Source organism: Rhodococcus sp. AG1013, assembly GCF_003350365.1.
Classification (GTDB): domain Bacteria; phylum Actinomycetota; class Actinomycetes; order Mycobacteriales; family Mycobacteriaceae; genus Prescottella.
Genome location: NZ_QQAT01000031.1, coordinates 19187 through 41302, shown reverse-complemented (window position 1 = coordinate 41302; position 22116 = coordinate 19187). Strand labels below are relative to the sequence as shown.

The window sequence follows — 22116 nt, the reverse complement described above, 5'->3', positions numbered from 1 at the left end:
CGACTGCGAATCCGACGATGGGCGTTCGATGGAACAGACAGGGAACACCTCGCACAACGGTCACAGATCCGGCAACGGCCGAATGTCGTTCGCCGACGGTGCCGTGCGGACCGTCTCCGGGATCGCGGAGGTGACCACCGCCTCGATCGGCGCGGTCGGCGGCGCGGCTGTCGGGACCGTCGTCGGGGGCGTCCGGGGCGCGGTCGGCGGAATGGCCGACGGGATGCGCAGAGGCGTCGAAACCGGGAGCCACTCCACACCGGCCGCCGTACTGACCATGGCCGCCGCGGGCGCGGTGGGGCTCGTCGAATGGCCGGTGGTCCTGACCGTCGGGGGCGCCGCGCTCGTGTTGAGGCAACTCCACGAGCGCGGCGCGCACCCGGAGGCTGCGATGGCCGCCGCCCCCGCGAGCGCGCCCGCCAAGCCCACCCGAGCGGGTCCCGACCGCACCGCGAACACCAAGAAGGCAACTGCGAAGAAGACGACGAAGAAGAGCACGACCTCCCGGCCACGGGGGCGTACCACTCGGTGAGGATCGCGGGGGTCGGGGCACTACTGGGGCAGGCACGCGCACTGCCCCGCCGGAGCCTGGACACGGCACTGACGACGGCGGTCGTCGGCACCGCCGCGACCGCGGGTGTGCTGACCGCGCTGCTCGCGCCTCGACAGGCCGACTCCCCCGGCACCGATCGTCCACCGCCGCCGGCCTGGGACGATGCCGTGCTCCGCGCCCGTGTGGCCGCGCTCGCCGCCCACTCCGTCGGGTTCGGATTCGCGACGGCGGGACGGATCCTGACGTTGCCGCGGCTTCCCCTCGCGCTGGCCGCGCCGGTGACGGTCCTCGACTACCAACCGCGGCTGCGCCGGCTCCTGGAGGCCGGGCTCGGTCGCGTCGGCACCGACCTGGTCCTCTCGACCGCGACGGCCGCCGGCTTCGCGGCCGCGCAGGCGCCGGCCCCTCTCGCGGTCGAGGCGCTGCTGCGGGCGTCGGTGGTGGGCGAGGTGGTCGCCAACCGGTGCGCGTGGCAGCGCAGTCCCCTCCCCCGGAGCACGCCCGCCGACACCGCTCCCCCCAGCGGCGCGGTCGATCGCCATCTCGAGCGGGCCGCGTGGGTGCAGCTCGCGGGCTCGGTGGCCGTCGGTGCCGCCACCGGCAGTCTCCGCACGGCCGGGACGACGGCTCTGGTGACGGCCCCGAAGGCGGCCCGCACCGCACGTGAGTCCTTCGCGAGCGCGCTCGGTCGCGGACTGGTCACCGATCACCGCGTGCTGTGCCGCGGCCCCGACGTGCTGCGTCGGATCGACTGCGTGACCGCGCTGGTCGTCGACCCGCGTGCGCTGTTGACCACCGATCTGCGGGTGAGCCGGATCCGGGGCGTTGCCGAGGACCGTCGGGCGCGCGTCTGGGACGTGGCCCGCACCGCCGTCGACGACGGAGTGCTCGGGCAGGGCTGGCATCGACTCGCGGAACTGTCGGAGGTGTCGGACCTCGCCGACGACCCCGACGCCGCGGTGCTGGTCGCGCCCGTTCGCGATCCCCTGGCCGGTGGCCTGCTCGAACAGATTCGACGGTCCGCCATCACCGTCCACTCGATCGACGACGATGCCCTCGGAACCCTGCGGTCGGCGTTCGACGAGCTCCGGAAGCCCACCGGCGCAGTCGATTCCGACCTCCTGGAGATGGCACTGAACCTGCGGGACGGTGGCGCGTCGGTGGCGGTTCTCGCCGCGGACTGTCCGCGGGCACTCGCGACCGCGGACGTCGGGATCGGGCTCGTGCGCAGCGGCGCCCCGCCGCCCACCGACGGCGACCTCCTCGTCCCCGACCTGGCGGCCGCATGGCGGGTGGTGCGCGCCGTCCCGGCGGCCCGGACCGCCAGTCGCCGCGGTATCGAGATTGCCACCGGCGCTTCACTTCTCGGATCGCTCCTGATGCTACCCGGGACGCACGGCCGCGGCCCGGGGCCCGTCAGCGCCGGGGCCGGCGCCGCACTGTGGACCGGCCACCGGCTGGCTCGACAGGTTCTGCGCGCCGCGAAACCCCTGCCGGATCCACAGCACGACTGGCATTCGATGCCCGTCGACCGCGTCCGCGCCATGCTCGGCACGCCCGGACCGCGGTCGGAGACGGCCGGGGCGGGCCGCCTGATCGCGACGGCGACCTGGATGCGGCGCCCCGTGGAGGCCACCTGGGATTTCGGGCGCTCGCTGCGGACCGAGCTGTCCGACCCGCTGACGCCGATCCTCGCCACGGGCTCGGCCGCGAGTGCCGTGCTCGGCTCCCCCGTCGACGCGATCCTCGTCGGATCCGTCCTCGTCGGCAACGCCGCACTGTCCGCCGTCCAGCGCCTGCACGCGGAGCGGCTGCTGCGGCGGCTCCTCGCGGTGCAGGACACCCCGGCTCGCGTGGTCGGCGGCGGACAGGGCGGACACGAGGCCGTGGCCGCCGGACTGCTCCGCGCGGGCGAGGTGATCGAGGTGCGGCCGGGTGAGGTGGTGCCTGCCGACGGCCGCCTGATCGAGGCGGACGGCGTCGAGGTGGACGAGTCCTCCCTGACCGGGGAATCCCTGCCGGTCGACAAGCAGACCGATGCGACGCCGGGTGTCCCCCTCGCCGAACGCAGTTGCATGCTCTACTCGGGCACCACCGTCCTGACCGGCACGGCGACCGCCGTGGTGACCGCCGTCGGCGCCGCCACCGAGACGGGCCGCGCATCCGCGCTGTCGCCGACACCGGTCGGCCGGACAGGGCTGCAGGCCCAGCTGGGCGAGTTGACCCGGCGGGTTCTGCCGGTCAGCGTCGGCGGTGGTGCGCTGGTCACCCTCACCTCGATGCTGCGCGGCGGTGGACTCCAGGCCGCGATCACGAGCGGCGTCGCCGTGGCGGTGGCGGCCGTGCCCGAGGGCCTGCCCCTCGTCGCGACCCTCGCCCAGCAAGCGGCTGCGCGCCGGCTCACGCATTCGTCGGCGCTGGTGCGCGCGCCCCGTTCGGTCGAGGCACTCGGCCGGGTCGACGTCGTGTGCTTCGACAAGACGGGCACGCTCAGCGAGGACCGCCTGCAGGTCACCGCGGTCCGGCCCCTCGGCTCGCACGACCACGACGACGTCGTCGACGCCGCAGCCCGCACATCGATCACCGCGGACGGGAAGGCGGCCGCGCACGCCACCGACCGCGCCGTGGTGGAGGCCAGGGCGAGGTCGGGCAGCGTCCACACCGCCGACGTGCTGCTTCCGTTCCGGTCCGGCCGCCCGTACGCCGCCGCGATCACCGGCACCGACCTGGTGGTCAAGGGCGCACCCGAGGTGATGCTGGCCGCCTGCACCGGCACCTCACCCGCACCGCTCGAGACGATCGTCGACGAGGTGCAGACGATGGCCGAGCAGGGCCTGCGCGTGATCGCGGTGGCCCGCCGCACCCTCACTGCGGACCAGGCGGCGCGGGCCGCGGACGATCCCGACGCGATCGAATCCCTGTGCCGCCGGGGGCTGGAGCCGCTCGGCCTGCTGGGGCTGTCCGACACCGCCCGACCCGAGGCCGCCGGGCTGCTCCCCGCCCTCGAGGAGCGGGACGTCTCGGTGCGGCTGATCACCGGCGATCACCCCGTCACCGCCGCCGCGATCGCCCGGGACCTGGGCCTCGAACTCGACGCGGGCGACGTGCTGACCGGCACCGAATGGGAGGCGCTGTCGCACCGGCGGCAGGAGACCGCGGTGCGCGAGCGCCAGGTGTTCGCGCGGATGTCGCCGGAGCAGAAGGTACAGATCGTGCAGACCCTCGAACGCACCGGGCACGTCTGCGCGATGGTCGGGGACGGCGCCAACGACGCCGCCGCGATCCGGGCCGCGAGCATCGGGATCGGCGTCGCGTCGCACGGCAGCCACCCGGCCCGCAGCGCGGCCGACATCCTGCTGCTCGACGGCCACGTCGACGCGATCCTGGACGCGATCGACGAGGGCCGGCAGCTGTGGCAGCGGGTGCAGTCGGCGGTGTCGGTGCTGCTCGGCGGCAACGCCGGCGAGGTTGCGTTCGCACTGATCGGGAGCGCGATCAGCGGGCGTGCCCCCCTCAACGCGAGACAACTGCTGCTGGTCAATCTGCTCACCGACGCGCTACCGGCGGCGGCGCTCGCGGTGAGCCCACCCAACCCGGACCGCGCCTACGACGGCCGCGGGCCGGACACGGCCGCACTGTGGCGGACGGTCGCCGTGCGGGGCGCGGCGACCGCCGCCGGTGCGGGCGTCGCGTGGGGTCTGGCCTCGGTCACCGGGCGCCCGCGCAGGGCGTCGACGGTGGGACTCGTCGCGCTCGTCGGGGCCCAGCTGGGGCAGACGCTGATCGATTCCCGCAGCCCGCTGGTCGTGGCGACGGCCGTGGGCTCGCTGGCGGTGCTCGGCGCGGTGGTCACCACGCCCGGGGTCAGCCAGTTCCTCGGTTGCACCCCAATCGGCCCCGTCGGATGGACTCAGGCCCTCGGGTCCGCCGCCGGTGCCACCGCGGCCGCCGCGGTGGCACCCCGGGTACTCACGTGGTGGCAGGCCCGCAGCACCGCGCCGGATCAGTCGACGATCAGCACTCCGGCGCGCAGCAGCACGGCGTACGTGTGGCGCAGCGGCGGGGTCAGAACTGCGGCGACGGCACCGGTCAACGGATCGGTCCGCGAGGGAGCGAGAGCCGATGCGAACGCAGACAGTGCAGGTAACGAAACGATCACGGCTCCCACGATGGCGGCCGTAGGTGTCCGGCAGGTGAACGACGAGGATGGGCAGGGCGAACGATGACCGAAACAACCATGGACCTGCAGCACCGACTCGATTCGCACCAGGCCGCGCTCGAACAGATCGACCAGGGCTCGCGCTTCGCGATCCGGCTCCCGCTCGTCGGGGACATCGGGGTGCCCCGGCCCGAACAGCTGGCATATTTCGCCGCCCTCGGGCTGCTCGCGGCGTTCGAGCTGATCGACTGGCCCGTGGCTCTCGCGATCGCCGCCGGGCACGCGCTGGCCGCCGATCAGCACCACCGCGCGCTGCAGGAGGTCGGCGAGGCGCTCGAGAGCGCCTGATCAGGAGCGCAGGTGGGCGAGCACCGCGAGCACCCGCCGGTGTCCGGTATCCGACGCTGACAGTCCGAGCTTCGCGAAGATGTTGCCGATGTGCTTGCTCACCGCGGTGTCGCTGACCACGAGTTTGCGGGCGATGTCCGCGTTGCCGAGCCCCTCGGCCATCAGTCCCAACACCTCCGATTCGCGCGGGGTGAGGGTGCGGATGGGATCGTCGGCGCGGCGCCGGCTCATGAGCTGCGAGATCACCTCGGGATCCATCACCGTCCCGCCGTCGACCACCCGGCGCAGCGCGTCGACGAACTCCTCGACCTTGCCGACCCGCTCCTTGAGCAGGTAGCCGACGCCGGACGCGCCACCGGACAGCAGCTCCCCCGCGTACCGGTCCTCGACGTACGCCGAGAGCACCAGGACCGGGAATCCGGGCCGACGCCGCCGCGCCTCGATCGCCGCCTTCAGGCCCTCGTTGGTGAACGTCGGCGGCATGCGCACGTCCAGCACGGCACCGTCCGGCGGATCCGCCTCGAACGCCGCGAGGAACTTCTCGGCGTCGTCGACCGCAGCCGTCACCTCGATCCCGACGCTGCGCAGCAGGAGCGCGAGCCCCTCCCGGAGCAGGGCGTCGTCCTCGGCGATCAGAATCCGCACGGCAGTGTCACCTCGAGTCTCGTCGGCCCGCCGAGCGGGCTCTGCACGGTCATAGTTCCCTCGAACGCTGCCACGCGGCGCCGGATCCCGGCCAATCCGCTGCCCGCGGTCTCCACCGCACCGCCGTGCCCGTCGTCGAGGACGTCGATCACCATGGTCGCCCCCGCCGCGGCGTCGCGGGTGCCGATCGTGAGCTGCACGCGCTCGGCACCGCTGTGCTTGACGACGTTGGTGAGGGCCTCGGCGACGACGAAGTACGCGGCCGCCTCCACCGCGGCGGGCGCCCGGCGCAGGCCGTCGACGTCGAGCACGCACGGCACCGTGCAGCGTCCCGCCAGCGCCGACACGGCACCGCCCAGCCCCAGCTCGTCGAGGATCGGCGGATAGATGTCGTGGACCAGCGTCCGCAGCTCCGACAGCGCGTCCGACGCGGCGTCCTGCGCCCGAAGCAGCTGCGGCAGAGCCTGATCCGGGTCCACCCGCAGCGAGCGTTCGGCGAGACCGAGCATCATCACCACCGCGACCAACCGATTCTGGGCACCGTCGTGCAGGTCCCGTTCGATCCGCCGCAACTCCGCGGCGTGCGCGTCGAGGGCGGCGGCACGGCTCGCGGTCAGGGCCGAGACCCGTTCGGACAGTTCGGTTTCCCGCCGCGGCGCGAGCAGCCGGGACGCGAGCCCGCTGATGCCCCGGGCCATCGCGGGGATCATCCACCACCCCAGCAGCACGTAGCCGACGGCGACGAGCGGCATCGGCGCCGCACCCCACCACGACGTGACCGGATAGATGCTGCTCACCGGCTCGTCGGGCGGCAGCGCCCACCAGTAGAACGGGATCGCCAGCGAATTCAGCGCCGCCACCGGCAGTCCTATCGCCAGCAGACCCGCCGTGAGCGCCGCGATCGAGTGCACGGCGACCCACGCAAAGTCGCGTCGCGTGGACTGTGCGGTCAGCAGCCGCCGTAGATCGTCGAAGCCCGGATGGTCCGTGATCTGTGGATACCGCTCGCCCACCACGGTCCCCGTGTACCGCCCGGCCCGCACCCGCGCCCCGCCCGCCCACCACCGCAGCGCACGCACGTACGCGGGCACCGCGAGCCAGCCGACGATCAGGATCAGCATCGCCCCGATCATCAGCCCGACCACGAGGAAGCAGAGCGAGACGACGGCGGCGCCGGCCTCGACCACGAGGAAGCGGACGGCGCGCCACCGCTCGTTCAGGCGTTCGGTCCACTGCACTGCTCCAGCATGCCGCACGACCGGGCCGCTGTCGGTATAGCCCGCTACACCATCGATCGGGTACCGCACGGGATGGTTCGCGCACGCCACCGTCCATAGCGTTTCGGGCATGTCCTCCTTCACCGCAACGCCCCCGCTCATCGAGAGCCCGCCTCGGGCCGCCGTCCGACTCGACGCCGTCACCAAGTCGTACGGCTCCGGCCGGGCCGAGGTCACCGCGCTCGACAACGTCAGCCTCACACTCGCGCCCGGCAGCTTCACCGCCGTCATGGGGCCGTCCGGCTCGGGCAAGAGCACATTCCTGCACTGCGCCGCCGGGCTGGATCAGCCGACTCGGGGTTCGGTATGGCTGGGCGACACCGAGCTCAGCTCACTCAAGCCCAAGGCCCGCACGGTGTTCCGGCGCGACCACATCGGTTTCGTGTTCCAGGCCTACAACCTCATGTCGGCGCTGACGGTGGAGCAGAACGTGACGCTGCCGCTGCTGCTGGCCGGCCGCGTCGCCGACCGGGCGCACCTCGACTACGTCCTGAACGCGGTCGGGCTCGACGGCAAGCGCGACCGTCGCCCGGCCGAGATGTCGGGCGGCCAACAGCAGCGCGTCGCGATCGCCCGCGCGCTCATCACGCAGCCCCACGCAGTGTTCGCGGACGAGCCCACCGGAGCACTTGACAGCCGCACCGGCCGCCAGGTGCTCGACCTGTTGCGCCGCACCACCACCGAACTGGGGCAGACCATCGTCATGGTGACCCACGATCCGGTCGCTGCCGCGCACGCCGACCGGGTGTTGTTCCTCGCCGACGGACGCCTCGTCGGCCGGATGGAGTCCCCCACCGCCGCCGCGGTCGCCGACCACATGACGCACCTCGGGGAGTGGTGACGATGCACAGGTCGAGATTGCGGGCCCTCGCCCGCGCCAACATCCGCGCACAACGCGGCGGCTTCGCGGCGATGTTCGTCGCGGTGTTCTGCGCGGCACTGCTCACGTGCGCGCTCGGGGTGCTGTTCGAGTCCGGGATCCGCGGCGGAGTCACCCCGCACCGGTACGCCGGGGCCGACGTCGTCGTCGGTGCGCCCCAGGCACTCGAGGTGAAGGAGGACATCGACCAGCCGTTCGCCGAGCGTGCACTGTTGCCGGCCGCGGCCGTCGACGAGTTGGCCGCGCTCCCGGGCGTGCGTACCGCGGTGGGCGATGTGAGCGTGCCACTGACCACCGACGACGGCACGCTGCTCGACGGTCACGGCTGGGGATCGGCCGTCCTCGCGCCGTATTCCCTCACCGCCGGACGCGCCCCCGCGTCCGCGACGGAGGCGGTCGTCACCGGTGGCGCGGCCCCGGGCGATCGGATCACGTTGCGGCACGGCGGCATCGGTGACACCTACACCGTCGTGGGCGTGGCGGCCGCGCCGACGTCCGAACCGACCGAACGCCCGGCGGCGGTGTTCCTCTCCGACGCCCGGGCGCAGGAACTGTGGCCGCACGCCGATCGCGTCGCGACGGTGGGGCTGCTCGCCGAGCAGGGGTTCGACGCATCGTCACTGGCCGCCCGCGCCCGCGGCGCGCTCGCCGACGGCGATGTGCGCACCTACACCGGCGACGCCCGCGGCGACGTCGAGTACCTGGACGCGGGCGCGGCCCGCAGCGAACTGATCATGCTGTGCGGGTCGTTCGCCGGCCTGGCGATCCTGATCGCGATGTTCGTGGTCGCGAGCACGCTGTCGCTGTCGATCCAGCAGCGCCGCCGCGAGTTCGCGTTGCTGCGCGCGATGGGCGCGACCCCCGGCCAGATCCACCGCCTGGTCGGCAGCGAGGTACTGCTGGTGGCCGGGCTCGCCGCGGTGCTCGGCGTGTGGCCGGGGTTCGCCGTCGCCGGCATGCTGCGGGCGCAGTTCACCGAGGCCGGGGTGCTCCCGTCGGACTTCGCGCTGGCGTACGGACCGCTGCCGGCCGTGGTGGGCGTGCTACTGGCCGTCGGCACCGCGCGGATCGCGGCCGCGATCGCCGCCCGCCGTCCGGCCCGGCTCGATCCCACCGAGGCGCTGCGCGAGTCCGCGGTCGAACCCGCCACCATCGGGCGCGGCCGGCTCGTGACCGGACTCGTGTTCGCCGCCGGCGGTCTGGCGACGTCGCTGCTGCCCGCCGTCCTGCCGGGTCAGGCCGCTCTCGCCGGCGCGGGGAGTTCGGCTGTGCTGCTGGTGATCTCGGCGGCACTCCTCGGCCCCGCCCTGGTATCGACCGCGATCGCCCGCTTCGGCGGACCGATGCGACGCAGTTCGTCACCGGCCCTCGTCCTCGCGGCCGCCAACACCGGAGCGCGGGCGCGGCGGCTGGCCGCGGCGATCACCCCGCTGGCCCTGGCCATCGCGATCGGGTCGGTGCAGCTGTTCACCCAGAGCACCATCTCCGCGGCGGCCGACGACCAGTCCCGCAGCGGCATCACCGCCGACCTCGTCGTGAGCGGTGCCGCGGGGCTGGCGCCGGGACTGGTCGACGCCATCGCCGCCGAACCGGCTGTGCGCGCGGCAAATCCGATCACCCGCAGTCAGGCACTGTTCACCAGCGCCGACAGCGAGGCCCCCACCACCGAGCCCCACGCGGTGCAGGGCATCGATCCCGCCGCCACGTCGTCGACGCTCGATCTCGATGTGCGCGAAGGTGATCTGGGACAGCTGCGGGACGGCACCGTCGCGCTCAGTCTCGACGCCGCCTTCGACATGGGCGCCGGCGTGGGCGAGGTGGTGCCGCTGCGACTCGGCGACGGGACGCTGATCACCCCGACCGTCGTGGCGACGTACGGCCGCGGTCTCGGATTCGGTGATGTCACGCTGCCGGCCGCGCAGGTTCGGGAGCACACCACCGCGGGCACCGCCGACGTCGTCCTGGTCACCGCGGAGCCCGGTCGGGTCGACGAACTTCGTCAGGCGCTGCAGATGACGCCCGGGATCGCCGTCGCGGACCGCGCCGAATTCGCCGCCGCCGGTCAGGACCAGCGGCGCACCCAGTCGTGGGTGAGCATCGTGGCCCTGGCGGTCCTGCTCGGCTACCTCGCGGTCGCCGTCGTCAACACGCTCGTGCTGGCGACCGCCGAACGCGGCCGGGAGTTCGCGCTGCTGCGCCTGGTCGGCGCGAGCAAGCGGCAGGTGCACCGGATGATGCGGACGGAGTCGGTGATCGTGGTGTCGGTCGCCGCGGTGGTCGGCACGCTCATCGCGATCCCCCCGCTCGCCGGCATCGCGGCGGCCGTATCGGGTACGCCGATCCCGAGCGTCTCCCCCGTCGTCTACGGCGGCATCATCGCGGTCACCGTCCTGCTGGGGCTGTGCGCGATCGCGCTTCCGACGCGGACCGCGCTGCGCCAGGACCCGGTCGAGGCCATCGGCACCCGCGAGTAGCGACGTGGTGCGGCCGGGGCTGGTGCCGCTTGAAAACCGTTCGCGCGGTCCCCGGCCGCACTGTTAGCTTCGAACCACCCCGCCCCCGCAAGCAGAGGCCTGCCGACGTGACCGCCCCGAACGTGACCACCACCCGACGATTCGGGCCGTTGATTCTGCTCAACATCGCAACGCTGCTGTCGGCGACCGGCAACGGCATCGTCATCGTCGCGCTGCCGTGGCTGGTGCTCGAGCAGACCGGCCGGGCCACCGACGCCGCGATCGTGGCGGGCGCGGCAACCGTTCCGCTGCTGCTGGCGAGCCTGTTCTCGGGCACCGTCGTCGACCGGTTCGGCCGCCGCCCCACGTCGCTGGTGTCGGACGCACTCTCCGCGCTGTCGGTGGCCGCGATCCCGGTCGTCGCGGGCACCATCGGTCTGTCGGTGCCGGTGCTCGCGCTGCTGGCCGCGCTCGGTGCGACGTTCGACCCGGCCGGGATCTCGGCACGCGAATCGATGCTGCCGGCCGCGACGAGGGCGGCGGGATGGAAACTCGACCGCGTCAACAGCCTGTACGAGGCCAACTACAACGTCGCCTACCTCGTCGGTCCCGGCATCGGCGGTGTCCTGATCGCGCTGGTCGGCCCGGAGAGCACCCTGTGGGTCACCGCGGTCTGCTTCGTCCTGTCGATCGTGACGATCGCGTTCCTGCGCCTCGAGCACGCCGGCCGCCCCGACCACGCCACCCGGCCTGCGTCGATGTGGACGGGCACGCTCGAGGGGCTGCGGTTCGTGTGGAACGACCGCCTGCTGCGCACGCTCGCACTGGTCGACATGGTGATCGTGGCGCTGTATCTGCCGATCGAGTCGGTGTTGTTCCCCAAGTACTTCACCGATCAGGGCCAGCCCGCCCAATTGGGCTGGGTGTTGATGGCGATGAGCATCGGCGGACTGGTCGGCGCCCTCGCCTACGGGGCGCTCGCGCCGTACCTGAAACGCCGGAACCTGATGCTGATCGCGGTCAGCGGCCTCGGATTGTCGATGCTCGGCATGGCGTTCCTGCCACCGCTGTGGGTGCTGCTCGGCCTGTCCGTCGTGATCGGCCTGGTGTACGGGCCGGTGGGTCCGATCGCCAACTGGGCCATGCAGACCCGCAGTCCCGAGCACATGCGTGGCCGCGTCGTCGGAGTGATGACCTCCACCGCGTACGCCGCCGGGCCGCTCGGCTTCCTGTTGGCCGGCCCGCTGATCGATCAGGTCGGCGTCCAGACCACGTTCTTCGTCCTGGCGGTACCGGTGCTCGCGGTGGCGCTCGCGTGCTTCACGCTGCCGGTCCTGCGTGAGTTGGACGCCGACCGGCAGCCTCCGACGGTGGAGCTAGGATCGCGCCCATGACCTCCTTCGACGCCGCCGTCGTCGCCGCCGTGACCGGCCACATGAACGGCGATCACGCCGCCGACAACCTGATGATCGTCCGCGCGTTCGCGGAACCCGCCGCCACCGGTGCCCGCATGACCGGGCTGGACACCGAGGCCGGCGAATGGTCCGCCGACGTCGACGGCACCGAGCGCACCGTGCGGGTGCCCTGGGTCGGCACGGTCACCGACCGCGCCTCGATCCGCACCGAGGTGGTCGCGCTGTACCAGGCTGCGTGCGAGAAGCTGGGCGTCGAACCGGATTCTCACTGATCGATAGCACGGCAATTCGTGACGGTGATTCCTGCGTTCGTAATCTGCAGTCGCTCAAAGGAGAGCGTCGGAAACTGGCATCTTCCTGCCAGATCGCCAGACGCCGGCCGATGCGGAAGTAGAACGGGGTCAGGTGCAATTCCCACCGAGGAGCTGGCGTGGATTTCACCCCGAACGACGTTCATCGAGATATAGCCGAGCTGACGAACGAGGTGCTGGAGAAGACCAGCCCTCTGAGCCGAGTCGACCTGGATCCGCAGCTCGGCTACGACCCGCGGGTGTGGGCCTCGCTCGCCGACGTCGGTCTGCTGTCGTTGGCACTTCCGGTAAAGCCCGGGCGACCCCGGCCTGCGTCTTGTCGGACGTCGAACCAGACCGCCGCTGATCCGCTCCCACCCACTACGATCGCGACGTGGACACTCCCCTGCCGCCCTGCCCCAACTGCTCGTGTGAGTACACCTACGAGATGGGCGCCCTCCTGGTCTGCCCGGAGTGCGCACACGAATGGACCCCCTCCGACGGTGGATCGGACGACGTCGCGGACGGGGTTGTCCGGGACTCCGTCGGCAACGTCCTCGCCGACGGTGACACCGTCACGGTGATCAAGAGCCTCAAGGTCAAGGGCAGCCCCACCGGCATCAAGGCCGGCACGAAGGTCCGCAACATACGACTGGTCCAGGGCGTCGGCGACCACGACATCGACTGCAAGGTCGACGGGATCGGCCCCATGCAGCTCAAGTCGAGCGTCGTCAAGAAGGCGTGACCCAGCCCGACTAGCTGAACCCCATCACCTCGTCACCCCACGCGATGCGCATCGCGTGGTCGGGATCCGCCACCAGGCTGTCGTGGCTGTCGATCAGCAGGGTGGATCGGGTCTCCTCGGTGTACGGCGCCCAGTGCTTGGAACCGTCGAGGGCCGCCGGCACCGCGTGGCGCGCGAAGGCCAACCAGCGTCGCTGCACCCGCCCCGCCACCTCGAGCGCCGTCTTGCGGCCGCCGAGCCAGAAGGTCGGGTCCGGGTTGAGTGTCCCGAAATTGCCGAACACGTAGGGCAATTCGGTGGCGTGCCCGGCGCCCACGCGGGCCGCCTTGAGCATCGGAGCGGCGTGATCGAACCGGTAGACCCACGTGGGCGAGTGGCGGCTGTGCGCGTCGGCGACCCACAGCGCGGGCATCCGGAACGCCGCGTCCCGTGAGATTGCCAGGGCGCCCCGCGGTTTCGCGCCGTCCGGGTAGGCGGCGACGATCTCGGCGAGCCGCAGCGCCGACAGCCCCGGATTGTCCTGCGCGAGTCCGGCGAACATCTGCTGGACCGCCTCGGCGCTGACCGGCAGCAGCGGTGAGCGCATGAACTTGAAGATCGACGCCTCGTCCTTGTTGGAGCCGATGATGAGCGGGATCCGGTGCGAGTACCCCTTCTGGAAGGCGGCGACCGGGTAGTGCGGGACGAGGTCGCGGTCCACGACCGGCGCCATCGCCAGCGTGCCCGGCACCTTCGTCGGCACCTCGTCGACGAGGAGGTCGCCCGCCTTCACCAAGCGTTCGAACGGGATGTCGCAGAGCTCGGCGACCCGTTCCGCCGGCAGATCGAGGATCTCGAGGAACCGTGCCGCGACGGAAGCGGCCCGCTCCGCGCCGTACACCGACGTCGACGGCGGGCTCTGCGCGATCGCGCGGTGGAACAGGCCTTCCGCGCGGGGCACCGTCATCAGTGTCGTGATCGAACCGCCACCGGAGGACTCGCCGAACAACGTCACCTCACCGGGGTCACCCCCGAAGGCCTGGATGTTGTCGCGCACCCACTCGAGGGCAGCAATCTGGTCGCGGAGACCCAGGTTCGACTCGAACGTCCGCTCGGGAGTGGTGAACGACGACAGATCCAGGAAGCCGAGAGTGCCCAACCGGTAGTTGAAGGTCACCAGGACGACGTCGCCACGCTCGGCGAGCAGGCGGCCGTCGTAGATGGGCTGGGCCGACGACCCCAGGCAGTACGCGCCGCCGTGGATCCACACCATCACCGGCCGCGGCGTCCCGTCCGGCCGCGGCGCCCACACGTTGACGGTCAGGCAGTCCTCGTCGATCCGCAGGTCCGGGTCGATCGGCACCGACGTGTCGTGGCCCTGCGGCGCCATGGGACCGAACACCCTGCCGTCGCGGATCTCGGTCCACGGCTGCGGCGCACTCGGGCGCCGGAAGCGGCGCTCACCGGTCGGCGGCGCCGCATACGGAATCCCCTTCCACGAGAAAACCGAGCCATCGGCATATCCGCGTATCGGACCGAGCGGCGTCTCCACCACGAGTGTGTCGGGTGCCTGTGTCTCGACGATCTCCACGGCTTCCATCACGCGGCCCTCCTCACCTTCGACCGCCAGCCGACCGAGGCTGACAGCCGACTGCCAACGTACCAATCCGGCGGTGCTAAGGTCGGCTCGTTCACTGACACGGGGTGCTCCGCACGGGCGGGGCTGAGATCACACCCGGGAACCTGCATCAGGTAATGCTGACGAAGGGATGTCACGGCGATGACCACGCCTGTCCACGACAAATCTGTCCACACCAGCGACGACGCCGCACCGGCCGACGCGCGCTTCACCGATCACCTGTGGGATCGCACCGCGGTCCTGCGCGGCGCGATCGACGACATGGAGTTCCTGCGTCGTCTCGGCGACGGCACACTGCCGCTCGACGTGTTCCGCACGTACGTCGAACAGGACGCTCTCTACCTGGCCGAGTACGCGAAGGCACTCGCACTGCTCGCCGCCAAGTCCCCCGATCCGCACACCGCGGCGTTCTGGGCCACATCGGCGTCGACGGCCGCGGTGGTCGAGACCGAACTCCACGAGAGCCTGCTCGCCGGCGGCGTCCTGCCCGCGAGCGACTCCACGCCGGAACACTCGCAGGCCTGCCTCGGGTATGTGTCGTACCTGACGGCCACCGCCGCCACCGAGTCGTATGCCGTGGCCGCCGCCGCGGTGTTGCCGTGCTTCTGGATCTACGGCGAGGTGGGCCGCAAGCTCGCCGCGAGCGCCGCGGAGGTGCTGGCGGCGGACCCGTCGCATCCGTACGCCCAGTGGGTCACCACGTACGACGCCCCCGAGTTCCAGGAGTCCGTCGAGACCGCGCGCCGACTGGTCGACGTCGCGGCAGCGGCAACGACGTCCGCGCAGCGGGAGGCGATGGCGCGCGCGTTCGTGATCGCCACGCGCTACGAGTTCATGTTCTGGGACACCGCCCTGAACCCGCAGCCCTGGCCCGCGTCGTGACGTCGATGTCCCGGCTGCGCAGGGTCCTCGCGACGTCCGCGATCGTCGCGTCGGCACTGAGCGTCCTCACCGGGTGCGGCAGCGACGACTCCGGAGACACCATCCGCTTCGCCCTCGACTGGACACCGAACACCAACCACACCGGGTTGTACGTCGCGTTGCAGGAGGGGTTCTTCGCGGACGCGGGACTCGACGTCCAGGTGCTGCCGTACAACAACACGTCCCCCGACACGCTCGTCGACTCGGGCAACGCCGAATTCGGTTCCAGCTTCCAGGATTCTGCGACGTTCTCGCGTGCCGCGGGCGCGCAGACCGTCTCCGTGCTGGCGCCGTTGCAGCACTGGGCGACGGGCATCGGCGTGAAGGCGGACCGCGCCGATCTCGCCGGCCCGAAGGACCTCGACGGGAAGACCTACGCCGGGTTCGGCGACCCCGGCGAACGCGAGATCCTCCGTCAGGTCATTCGAAACGACGGCGGCACAGGCGATTTCGAGACGGTCGTGCTGGGAACATCGGCGTACGAGGCGGTGTACGGCGGGCAGGCCGACTTCACGGTGTCGTACTTCGCGTGGGAGGGCGTCGAGGCCGCCCGCCGCGGCACCCCGATGCGCTACTTCCACTACACCGACTACGGCTTCCCGGACGCGTACGCGATCGTGGTGAACGGGAACGAGGAGTGGCTGGCCACGCATCCCGAGCAGGCCCGCAAGTTCGTGCAGGCGCTGCAGCGCGGCTACCAGGTGGCCGCCGACGACCCGGACCGTGGCGCCAAGGCACTGATCGCCGCGAATCCGGGCGTGTTCAGCGACGAGGAGTTGGTGTTCGAGAGCCAGCGGATGCTGGCCGCCGACTACATGAAGGACGCATCGGGCCGCGTCGGCACGCAGACGCTCGAGCAGTGGTCGGGGTACTCCCGCTTCCTGTTCGAGCACGGTCTGCTCGCAGGCCCCGACGGCAAGCCACTCACCACCGAGCCGGACTGGTCGACGTACTTCACCGATGCGTACCTCGCAGCGCCGTAAGCGCGGAGCGCTCGATGGGCGCCGTCGCGGAGCGCACACGATGTACGGTGCGGTGCGCCGGTTACTGCCGGCGATCGTCGTGGTGATCGCGCTCGTCGCGGCATGGCAGGCCTATGTCGCGGCGAGCGGGATCCGCCCGCAGGTGCTGCCGTCACCGGCGCGGGTCCTCGAACAGGGCTGGGCGCACCGCGACGACATCGCCGTCCACGCGTGGTCCACGCTGCAGGTGACGCTCGTCGGGTTCGCGGTGTCCCTCGCGGTGGCGTGGGCGCTCGCGATCGTCGTCGACTTCTCGCCGTGGCTGCGCAGGGCTTTCGTTCCCCTGTTCGTGATCTCGCAGACCCTCCCGATCATCGCGATCGCGCCTCTGATGATCATCTGGTTCGGGTTCGGCCTGCTGCCGAAGATCCTGGTGATCGCGCTGGCCACGTTCTTTCCCATGGCGATCGGGTTGATCGAGGGGTTCGCCTCGACCGACCGGGAGGCCGGTGCGCTGCTGCGCAGCATGGGCGCCTCCCGGTGGCAGCAGTTCCGCTACGTGCGGCTACCGTCCGCCCTCCCCCGGTTCTTCACGGCGCTGCGCATCGGCGTCACCTACGCCGTGGTGGGTGCGGTGTTCGCCGAATACGTCGGCGCCACTTCCGGTCTGGGCATCTACATGAGCATCCAGAAGAACTCGTTCCGCACCGACCTGGTGCTCGCCGCGGTCCTGGTGACGGCGGCGATCAGCGTCGCGCTGTACCTGTGCACGTTCGCGATCGAACGTGTCGTGGCGCCGTGGATCGCACAGCCGAGCCGGTCCCAGGAGTCGCAGCGTGGCTGAGCGGCCGATCGTCGAACTGTCGGACGTCACCAAGTCGTTCGGCACACGCCGCGTCCTCGACGGCATCGAGTTCGCGGTCCGTCCCGGCGAATTCGTGTCGGTGATCGGTCCCAGCGGGTGCGGCAAGAGCACCGTGTTCTCGATCGTCGCGGGCCTCGAGCCCCCGGACTCCGGGACCGTGGCAGCGCCGACGTGCGCCCACATGCCGCAGAGGGATCTGCTGTTCCCGTGGCGCTCGGTGATCGACAACACCACCCTGGGCCTCGAGGTCCAGCGGATGCCCCGGAAGCAGGCGCGGGCGCGCGCGGCCGAGCTGTTCCCCGTGTTCGGCCTGGCCGGGTTCGAGGATGCGCGCCCGCACCAACTGTCGGGCGGCATGCGCCAGCGGGCCGCGTTGCTGCGGACCGTGGTCCAGGACCGCGAGGTGCTGCTCCTCGACGAGCCGTTCGGCGCCCTCGACTCCCTCACCCGCACCGAGATGCAGACGTGGCTACAGGACGTCTGGCAGCGCTATCGCTGGACGGTGCTGATGATCACCCACGACATCCGCGAGGCGGTGTTCCTGTCCGACCGGGTGATCGTGCTCTCGGCCCGGCCCGCGACGGTCCGCCGCGAGGTCGTCGTCGATCTGCCGCGGCCCCGGGAACTGTCGGTGATGACGTCGCCCGAGTTCGCCGCGATCGAGCACGACCTCATCGAGATCCTGCACGAAGAGTCCCGCCGGGCGCTGGCGGAACAGGAGACCGCCGACTGAGCGCAGTACCGACCAGTCTCCACGTCGCGATCCCGAAAGTTACTACCTCCCAAGCCAACCGGTCGGTTGAGACCCGATAGAGACGAACAACGGATAACGCTCGACGGATCGAGACATCCTCGTTATCCTTCTGTTACGGCGCTACCGGAGAGGCCATTCGGCACCAGCGCCACCACCACGTAGAGATACCGGGCCGGTCGACGCTCCGAGTCTGCTCCGAGTCTGCTCCGAGCCCTCCGACACCCGACCGAAGGCGCGTTCTTCGCTGCCTCACCGGTACCCGACCTCGTCTCCGGATGGTCATCCGACAGGAAGAGAAGATGACGAAACGAGTCCTGCTGGCCACGCTCGCCGCATTCGCCGCCCTGGTGCCGGCACTGGCCGTCGCCCCTGCCGCATCGGCGGCAACGGGAACGATCTCCAACGGCATCGCCTGGACGGCGAAGCCCGATGCCGGCCCGTCGAACCCGCTGCAGAACCAGGAGTACTGCACCCTCGGAGTCGTCGGCACCGACAGTCTCGGCAACAAGATCGCAATCTCCGCGGGGCACTGCGTCTCCGCGGTCGCGGGCGGAGCAACCGAGTTTCCGGACGGTGCAACGGTTTACCGGTTCCTGTCGACCGGGACCGGAGATCCGATCGGAACCATCGCATACCGCGATCCGAGCATCGACTTCGTGGTGATCGAGCTCAACCCGGACGCGGTCCTGTCCTCGAACGGACCAGAGGTGCGGATCGACAGCATCGGGCCGTCCAATCCGGACGGCGAGCTGTGCAAGGCCGGAGTACGGACCGGCGTCACCTGTGGACCGATCTACAGACAGGCCGCGTCCCGGATCAACTCGTTCGTCACCGCCAACGGCGGAGACTCCGGCGGCCCCGCGTTCGTCAACGACACGCAGCTGGTGGGGATGACCCGGGGGCCGTTCGAGTTCGTGGACTTCTCCGCGGTGCTCGACGGTATCGCCACGCAGTCCAACCCGGTCGGCAAGGGGTTCGCGGTCACGAACAACTAGCCTTTCGCGAGAACTACTGCGCCCCCGCTGCCTGTTCACCGGCAGCGGGGGCGCAGTAGTAGCTGGACCGACTACTTACCGGCCATGTCCATCGCCGCGAGGTGGCTGAACAGCATGCTGGTGCCGATCGGGTTGCCGCCGCCGGGGTAGACGGTGCCGCTCGGCGCCGCCATCGTGTTGCCCGCCGCGTACAGGCCCGCGATGGGCTTGCCCGACGTGTCGAGCACCCGCGCCGCGGTGTCGGTGCGCAGGCCGCCCTTGGTGCCGAGGTCGGAGATGCCGAACGCGGCCGCGTGGAACGGGCCCTGCTCGATCGTGACGAGTGGCGGCTCACCACCGGAGAACGCGCGATCGTAGGCCTCGTCGCCGCGACCGAAGTCGGGATCGACGCCGGTGCCGACGAACGAGTTGAACCGCTCGACGGTCGCGACCAGGTTCTCGGCCGGGACACCGATCTTCGCCGCCAGCTCCTCGAGGGTGTCGGCGGTGTGCCACAGACCGGCGTCGACGTACTTCTCCGTCTCGACCATCGAGACGTTGGTGGCGTTCACCGGAGGACGCTCGCCGTCCTTGTCGTCGTAGATCATCCAGTACGGCAGCGTGGCCTGACCGGCCTCCATCTGGGCGATGATGTCGCGGCCGATGCGGTCGTATGCCGCCGACTCGTTGACGAACCGCTGGCCGTCCTGGTTGACGAAGATGCCGGCGGTGAACCACAGCGCGAACGCCGACCGCCCGTCCGGATGCGTCATACCGGGCGACCACCACGCCTCGCCCATCAGGTCGGTATCCGCGCCGACCGCGATGCCGGCCTGGTGTGCCTTACCGAGGTTGCCCCACGGCCCCATCGTGTCGCGGGCCTCACCGGGAACGCCGTACTTCTGGCGCATCTCGTCGTTGCCCTCGAAGCCACCGGCCGCGAGCAGAACGCCCTTGCGGGCGTGGATCGCGACCCGCTCGCCGTCCCGCTCGACGATGCCGCCGACCACGGCGCCGTCCTCGACCACCAACTCGACGAGCGCGGTGTTCAGGTGCAGCTTCGCGTTCGGGTACTTCTCCATCGCCTTGAGGAAGCGGCCGATCAGGGCGCGGCCACCGATCAGGTACTCGGGCAGGGGCGCACCGAGACGGTCGAAGTCCAGCGGGCCGCGCACCAGCTCGTGCAGGTCACCGACCTCCGAGATCGGCAGCGGGCTCGGCATTGTGTGGCGCTGGCCGTCGAGGCGCGCCTTGGGCGCCTTGCCGAAGTAGTCGGGCCACGGCAGCATCTCGAACTTCAGGATCTCGTCCTGCTCGAGATACGCGATCAGCGGCGCGCCGCCGCGGACGTAGGTGTCCTGCAGCTCGCGCGGGGTGCGATCACCGACCACCGCGTGGTAGTACTCGAGCGCATCCTCGATCGTGTCGTCGGTGCCCGCGCGCGCGAGCACCGGGTTGCAGGGGAACCAGACCCCGCCGCCGCCCGAGTACGCCGTGGTCCCACCGAACTTGTCGGTTGCCTCGACCAGGATCACGTCGAGGCCCTCACGGGCCGCGGTGTACGCGCCGGTGACGCCGCCGCCACCCGAGCCGACCACCAGGACATCGCATTCTTCGTTCCAGTTGACCATCGTTCAGCCTTTCCCGGCCGTGCCGGATTCTGTTTCCACTCTGTGTGTCCGGTGCCGTGGATCAGGCGATAATGCGGACCGGATCGGTGCCGTCCCAGGTGCGCGCCTGCTCGATCCCGTACGCGAGCATCTGGCGCATCGCGGGACTCTGGATGTACTCGAAGATGACGCCCGGCTCCCCGGGCGACTGCAGATAGGCCACGCGCGTGCCTGCGCCCTCCGCGACGAACAGCTCCTCCAGCCCCTTCCCCCGGGCCGCCGCGAGGGACGCGTCCAGGTCCTCGGTGATCCACGCGAGGTGGTGCGGACCCGCCAACGGCGAGCCGGACTCGTCGACGTACGGCGACGGGCCGGACGACGTGGGCTGGATCAACTCGATCTGCATGTCGCCCGAGTAACCCATCGCCACGTCCATGGTCACCGCGGTCTCCGCACCCGCGTACCGGCCGTGCAGGGTCACGCCGCGAATCACGGTCCACGGACCGACGCCGACGGACCCCACCCAGTGCGCGATGCTCGCGTCGAGGTCCCCGACCACGTACCCGACCTGGACGGCGGGTTCGGCCACCACGTGACTCATTCGGACCTCCAACGACATTCGGACGGGGTGTGATCCTAGCCACGCAGAGGGGAGGTGGATCAAGCATTCGTCCCACTGAGAGGACGTTCGCGAGTTCCGGATGCAGCGGTCAGCGGCCGGAGCCGCCGCACCCCCAGCCGAGTCCGGCAAGGTCCTGGCCACGGGCGACGACGTCGTCGAGCATCTTCTCGGTGAGTTTGCCGGTGAAGGTGTTCTGCTGACTCGGGTGGTAACAGCCGATCACGTTGAGCGGCTTGCCGTCCGCCTTGTGGACGACGGCGACCTCACCGTGCCCGAACTTCGGCTTCGGCGTCGGTACCGTGCCACCCGCCCGCCGAACTGCGTTCAGTGTGGCGTCCCAGCCGAAACCGCCGAGCGCGATGACGGCGCGCACCCACGGCAGCAGTTGCGCGAGCTCGGCGTCGAGCCAGCCCGCGCAGCAGTCGCGCTCGTCGACACTGGGCTTGTTGTCGGGCGGTGCGCAGCGCACCGCCGAGATCATCCGCGCGCCGAACAGCTTCTGCCCGTCGCCCGCGTACTCGACCTCGCCCTTGCTCGCGATCCCGGCGCGGTGCAGGGCCCGGAACAACCAATCCCCCGCCTGATCGCCGGTGAACATCCGCCCGGTGCGATTGCCGCCGTTGGCGGCCGGTGCCAGTCCCATGATCAGCAGCTTGGGGAAGTCGTCACCGAAACCGACCAGTGGGCGCCCCCAGTAGGGCTGGTCCGCGAACGAGCGGCGCTTGACCTCGGCGGCCTGCTCACGCCAGTCGACCAGCCGAGGGCACGCCCGGCACACACTGATTCGGGCGCCCAACTCCGCGAGATTCTTTGCGGCGGCGGCCTCGGCGACGACGTCGGCGCACGAGTGCGCGATCGGGGTGTCCGGGGTCGCCCGATCGCCCGGCCAGCCGCTGCCCGCAGCAACGGGGGAGGTGAACAGTTCGCCGGTGCCGGGGTGCGGCAGGAACTGCGCGGTCATCGCAGCACGCAGGTAGACATGGGTCAATTCAACCCGATGCACCCGGGTGCGCCCAGTCCGGTTC

19 protein-coding genes, 1 pseudogene and 1 riboswitch are annotated in these 22116 nt (G+C 71.1%); of the genes and pseudogenes, 13 read left to right on the top strand and 7 right to left on the bottom strand.

Features of this window, described 5'->3' with window-relative positions:
* Nucleotides 1–28: 28 nt before the first annotated feature.
* Together DEU38_RS26205 and DEU38_RS26200 are read left to right on the top strand one after the other, a co-directional pair.
* Nucleotides 29–532 carry a hypothetical protein gene (locus tag DEU38_RS26205; RefSeq protein ID WP_397484760.1) on the top strand — a complete coding sequence of 168 codons (504 nt, stop codon included), beginning with the start codon at nt 29–31 and terminating at the stop codon, nt 530–532.
* A gap of 1148 nt (nt 533–1680) precedes the next feature.
* Nucleotides 1681–4491: pseudogene (locus tag DEU38_RS26200) on the top strand (cation-translocating P-type ATPase); the annotation flags it as partial.
* 65 nt (nt 4492–4556) lie between these two features.
* Here DEU38_RS26200 and DEU38_RS29920 read toward each other — a convergent pair.
* The gene (locus DEU38_RS29920) at nt 4557–4712 is read right to left on the bottom strand and encodes an Rv1535 domain-containing protein (RefSeq protein ID WP_368077048.1); all 156 of its coding nucleotides are present in this window, start codon (nt 4710–4712) and stop codon (nt 4557–4559) included.
* Between the two features lie 63 nt (nt 4713–4775).
* Between DEU38_RS29920 and DEU38_RS26195 the strand changes: the two genes are divergently transcribed.
* Complete coding sequence (locus DEU38_RS26195) at nt 4776–5060, top strand: hypothetical protein (protein WP_114724295.1); 285 nt, start codon at nt 4776–4778, stop codon at nt 5058–5060.
* Here the strand turns inward: DEU38_RS26195 and DEU38_RS26190 are convergent, their stop codons facing one another.
* Nucleotides 5061–5705 (bottom strand): response regulator transcription factor, encoded by a 645-nt coding sequence (locus DEU38_RS26190; RefSeq protein ID WP_114724294.1) that lies wholly within the window; start codon nt 5703–5705, stop codon nt 5061–5063. It abuts the gene before it with no gap.
* Entirely contained in the window at nt 5693–6943 is a 1251-nt protein-coding gene (locus DEU38_RS26185) for a sensor histidine kinase (protein ID WP_114724293.1), read from the bottom strand. Before DEU38_RS26185 ends, DEU38_RS26190 begins: the two co-directional genes overlap by 13 nt.
* Nucleotides 6944–7052: 109 nt before the next feature.
* Between DEU38_RS26185 and DEU38_RS26180 the strand changes: the two genes are divergently transcribed.
* The 5 genes from DEU38_RS26180 (at nt 7053) to DEU38_RS26160 (ending at nt 12765) form a co-directional block, all read left to right on the top strand.
* Entirely contained in the window at nt 7053–7823 is a 771-nt protein-coding gene (locus DEU38_RS26180) for an ABC transporter ATP-binding protein (RefSeq protein WP_114724292.1), read from the top strand.
* Between the two features lie 2 nt (nt 7824–7825).
* Nucleotides 7826–10336 carry an ABC transporter permease gene (locus DEU38_RS26175; RefSeq protein WP_114724319.1) on the top strand — a complete coding sequence of 837 codons (2511 nt, stop codon included), beginning with the start codon at nt 7826–7828 and terminating at the stop codon, nt 10334–10336.
* 107 nt (nt 10337–10443) lie between these two features.
* Complete coding sequence (locus tag DEU38_RS26170) at nt 10444–11709, top strand: MFS transporter (RefSeq protein WP_114724291.1); 1266 nt, start codon at nt 10444–10446, stop codon at nt 11707–11709.
* Nucleotides 11706–12002: a DUF2470 domain-containing protein gene (locus DEU38_RS26165; protein ID WP_114724290.1), complete on the top strand. Its 297-nt coding sequence runs from the start codon at nt 11706–11708 to the stop codon at nt 12000–12002. The genes DEU38_RS26170 and DEU38_RS26165 overlap by 4 nt, the downstream gene beginning before the upstream one ends.
* Before the next feature lie 412 nt (nt 12003–12414).
* The gene (locus tag DEU38_RS26160) at nt 12415–12765 is read left to right on the top strand and encodes a zinc ribbon domain-containing protein YjdM (protein ID WP_114724289.1); all 351 of its coding nucleotides are present in this window, start codon (nt 12415–12417) and stop codon (nt 12763–12765) included.
* Nucleotides 12766–12775: 10 nt separating this feature from the next.
* Here the strand turns inward: DEU38_RS26160 and DEU38_RS26155 are convergent, their stop codons facing one another.
* Nucleotides 12776–14344 (bottom strand): carboxylesterase/lipase family protein, encoded by a 1569-nt coding sequence (locus DEU38_RS26155; RefSeq protein ID WP_114724288.1) that lies wholly within the window; start codon nt 14342–14344, stop codon nt 12776–12778.
* Nucleotides 14345–14434: 90 nt separating this feature from the next.
* Nucleotides 14435–14531: riboswitch (TPP riboswitch) on the top strand.
* Here DEU38_RS26155 and DEU38_RS26150 point away from each other — a divergent pair.
* From DEU38_RS26150 to DEU38_RS26130, 5 genes are all read left to right on the top strand, one after another.
* Nucleotides 14525–15265, top strand: coding sequence for a TenA family protein (locus DEU38_RS26150; protein WP_114724318.1), 741 nt, complete (start codon nt 14525–14527; stop codon nt 15263–15265). Its footprint overlaps the riboswitch before it by 7 nt.
* The gene (locus DEU38_RS26145) at nt 15262–16287 is read left to right on the top strand and encodes an ABC transporter substrate-binding protein (protein WP_114724287.1); all 1026 of its coding nucleotides are present in this window, start codon (nt 15262–15264) and stop codon (nt 16285–16287) included. Before DEU38_RS26150 ends, DEU38_RS26145 begins: the two co-directional genes overlap by 4 nt.
* A 40-nt stretch (nt 16288–16327) precedes the next feature.
* The gene (locus DEU38_RS26140) at nt 16328–17110 is read left to right on the top strand and encodes an ABC transporter permease (RefSeq protein WP_114724286.1); all 783 of its coding nucleotides are present in this window, start codon (nt 16328–16330) and stop codon (nt 17108–17110) included.
* Complete coding sequence (locus DEU38_RS26135; protein WP_114724285.1) at nt 17103–17864, top strand: ABC transporter ATP-binding protein; 762 nt, start codon at nt 17103–17105, stop codon at nt 17862–17864. Before DEU38_RS26140 ends, DEU38_RS26135 begins: the two co-directional genes overlap by 8 nt.
* A gap of 320 nt (nt 17865–18184) precedes the next feature.
* Nucleotides 18185–18880, top strand: coding sequence for a hypothetical protein (locus tag DEU38_RS26130; protein ID WP_114724317.1), 696 nt, complete (start codon nt 18185–18187; stop codon nt 18878–18880).
* A 71-nt stretch (nt 18881–18951) separates the two neighbouring features.
* Here DEU38_RS26130 and DEU38_RS26125 read toward each other — a convergent pair whose 3' ends face one another.
* The 3 genes from DEU38_RS26125 to DEU38_RS26115 all read right to left on the bottom strand — a co-directional run bounded on the left by DEU38_RS26125 (nt 18952) and on the right by DEU38_RS26115 (nt 22052).
* Nucleotides 18952–20490 (bottom strand): FAD-binding protein, encoded by a 1539-nt coding sequence (locus DEU38_RS26125; protein ID WP_114724284.1) that lies wholly within the window; start codon nt 20488–20490, stop codon nt 18952–18954.
* Nucleotides 20491–20551: 61 nt separating this feature from the next.
* Nucleotides 20552–21070: a VOC family protein gene (locus tag DEU38_RS26120; protein WP_258558171.1), complete on the bottom strand. Its 519-nt coding sequence runs from the start codon at nt 21068–21070 to the stop codon at nt 20552–20554.
* Nucleotides 21071–21179: 109 nt separating this feature from the next.
* The gene (locus tag DEU38_RS26115; RefSeq protein ID WP_114724316.1) at nt 21180–22052 is read right to left on the bottom strand and encodes a uracil-DNA glycosylase; all 873 of its coding nucleotides are present in this window, start codon (nt 22050–22052) and stop codon (nt 21180–21182) included.
* Nucleotides 22053–22116 lie beyond the last annotated feature (64 nt).

What these genes read in the sequence shown, in the direction of transcription:
- DEU38_RS26125 (WP_114724284.1), bottom strand. Translation starts at nt 20,490, where the DNA reads ATGGTCAACTGGAACGAAGAATGCGATGTCCTGGTGGTCGGCTCGGGT.
- DEU38_RS26140 (WP_114724286.1), top strand. Translation starts at nt 16,328, where the DNA reads ATGTACGGTGCGGTGCGCCGGTTACTGCCGGCGATCGTCGTGGTGATC.
- DEU38_RS26205 (WP_397484760.1), top strand. Translation starts at nt 29, where the DNA reads ATGGAACAGACAGGGAACACCTCGCACAACGGTCACAGATCCGGCAAC.
- DEU38_RS26150 (WP_114724318.1), top strand. Translation starts at nt 14,525, where the DNA reads ATGACCACGCCTGTCCACGACAAATCTGTCCACACCAGCGACGACGCC.
- DEU38_RS26175 (WP_114724319.1), top strand. Translation starts at nt 7,826, where the DNA reads ATGCACAGGTCGAGATTGCGGGCCCTCGCCCGCGCCAACATCCGCGCA.
- DEU38_RS26115 (WP_114724316.1), bottom strand. Translation starts at nt 22,052, where the DNA reads ATGACCGCGCAGTTCCTGCCGCACCCCGGCACCGGCGAACTGTTCACC.
- DEU38_RS26130 (WP_114724317.1), top strand. Translation starts at nt 18,185, where the DNA reads ATGACGAAACGAGTCCTGCTGGCCACGCTCGCCGCATTCGCCGCCCTG.
- DEU38_RS26120 (WP_258558171.1), bottom strand. Translation starts at nt 21,070, where the DNA reads ATGAGTCACGTGGTGGCCGAACCCGCCGTCCAGGTCGGGTACGTGGTC.
- DEU38_RS26195 (WP_114724295.1), top strand. Translation starts at nt 4,776, where the DNA reads ATGACCGAAACAACCATGGACCTGCAGCACCGACTCGATTCGCACCAG.
- DEU38_RS26180 (WP_114724292.1), top strand. Translation starts at nt 7,053, where the DNA reads ATGTCCTCCTTCACCGCAACGCCCCCGCTCATCGAGAGCCCGCCTCGG.
- DEU38_RS26155 (WP_114724288.1), bottom strand. Translation starts at nt 14,344, where the DNA reads ATGGAAGCCGTGGAGATCGTCGAGACACAGGCACCCGACACACTCGTG.
- DEU38_RS26165 (WP_114724290.1), top strand. Translation starts at nt 11,706, where the DNA reads ATGACCTCCTTCGACGCCGCCGTCGTCGCCGCCGTGACCGGCCACATG.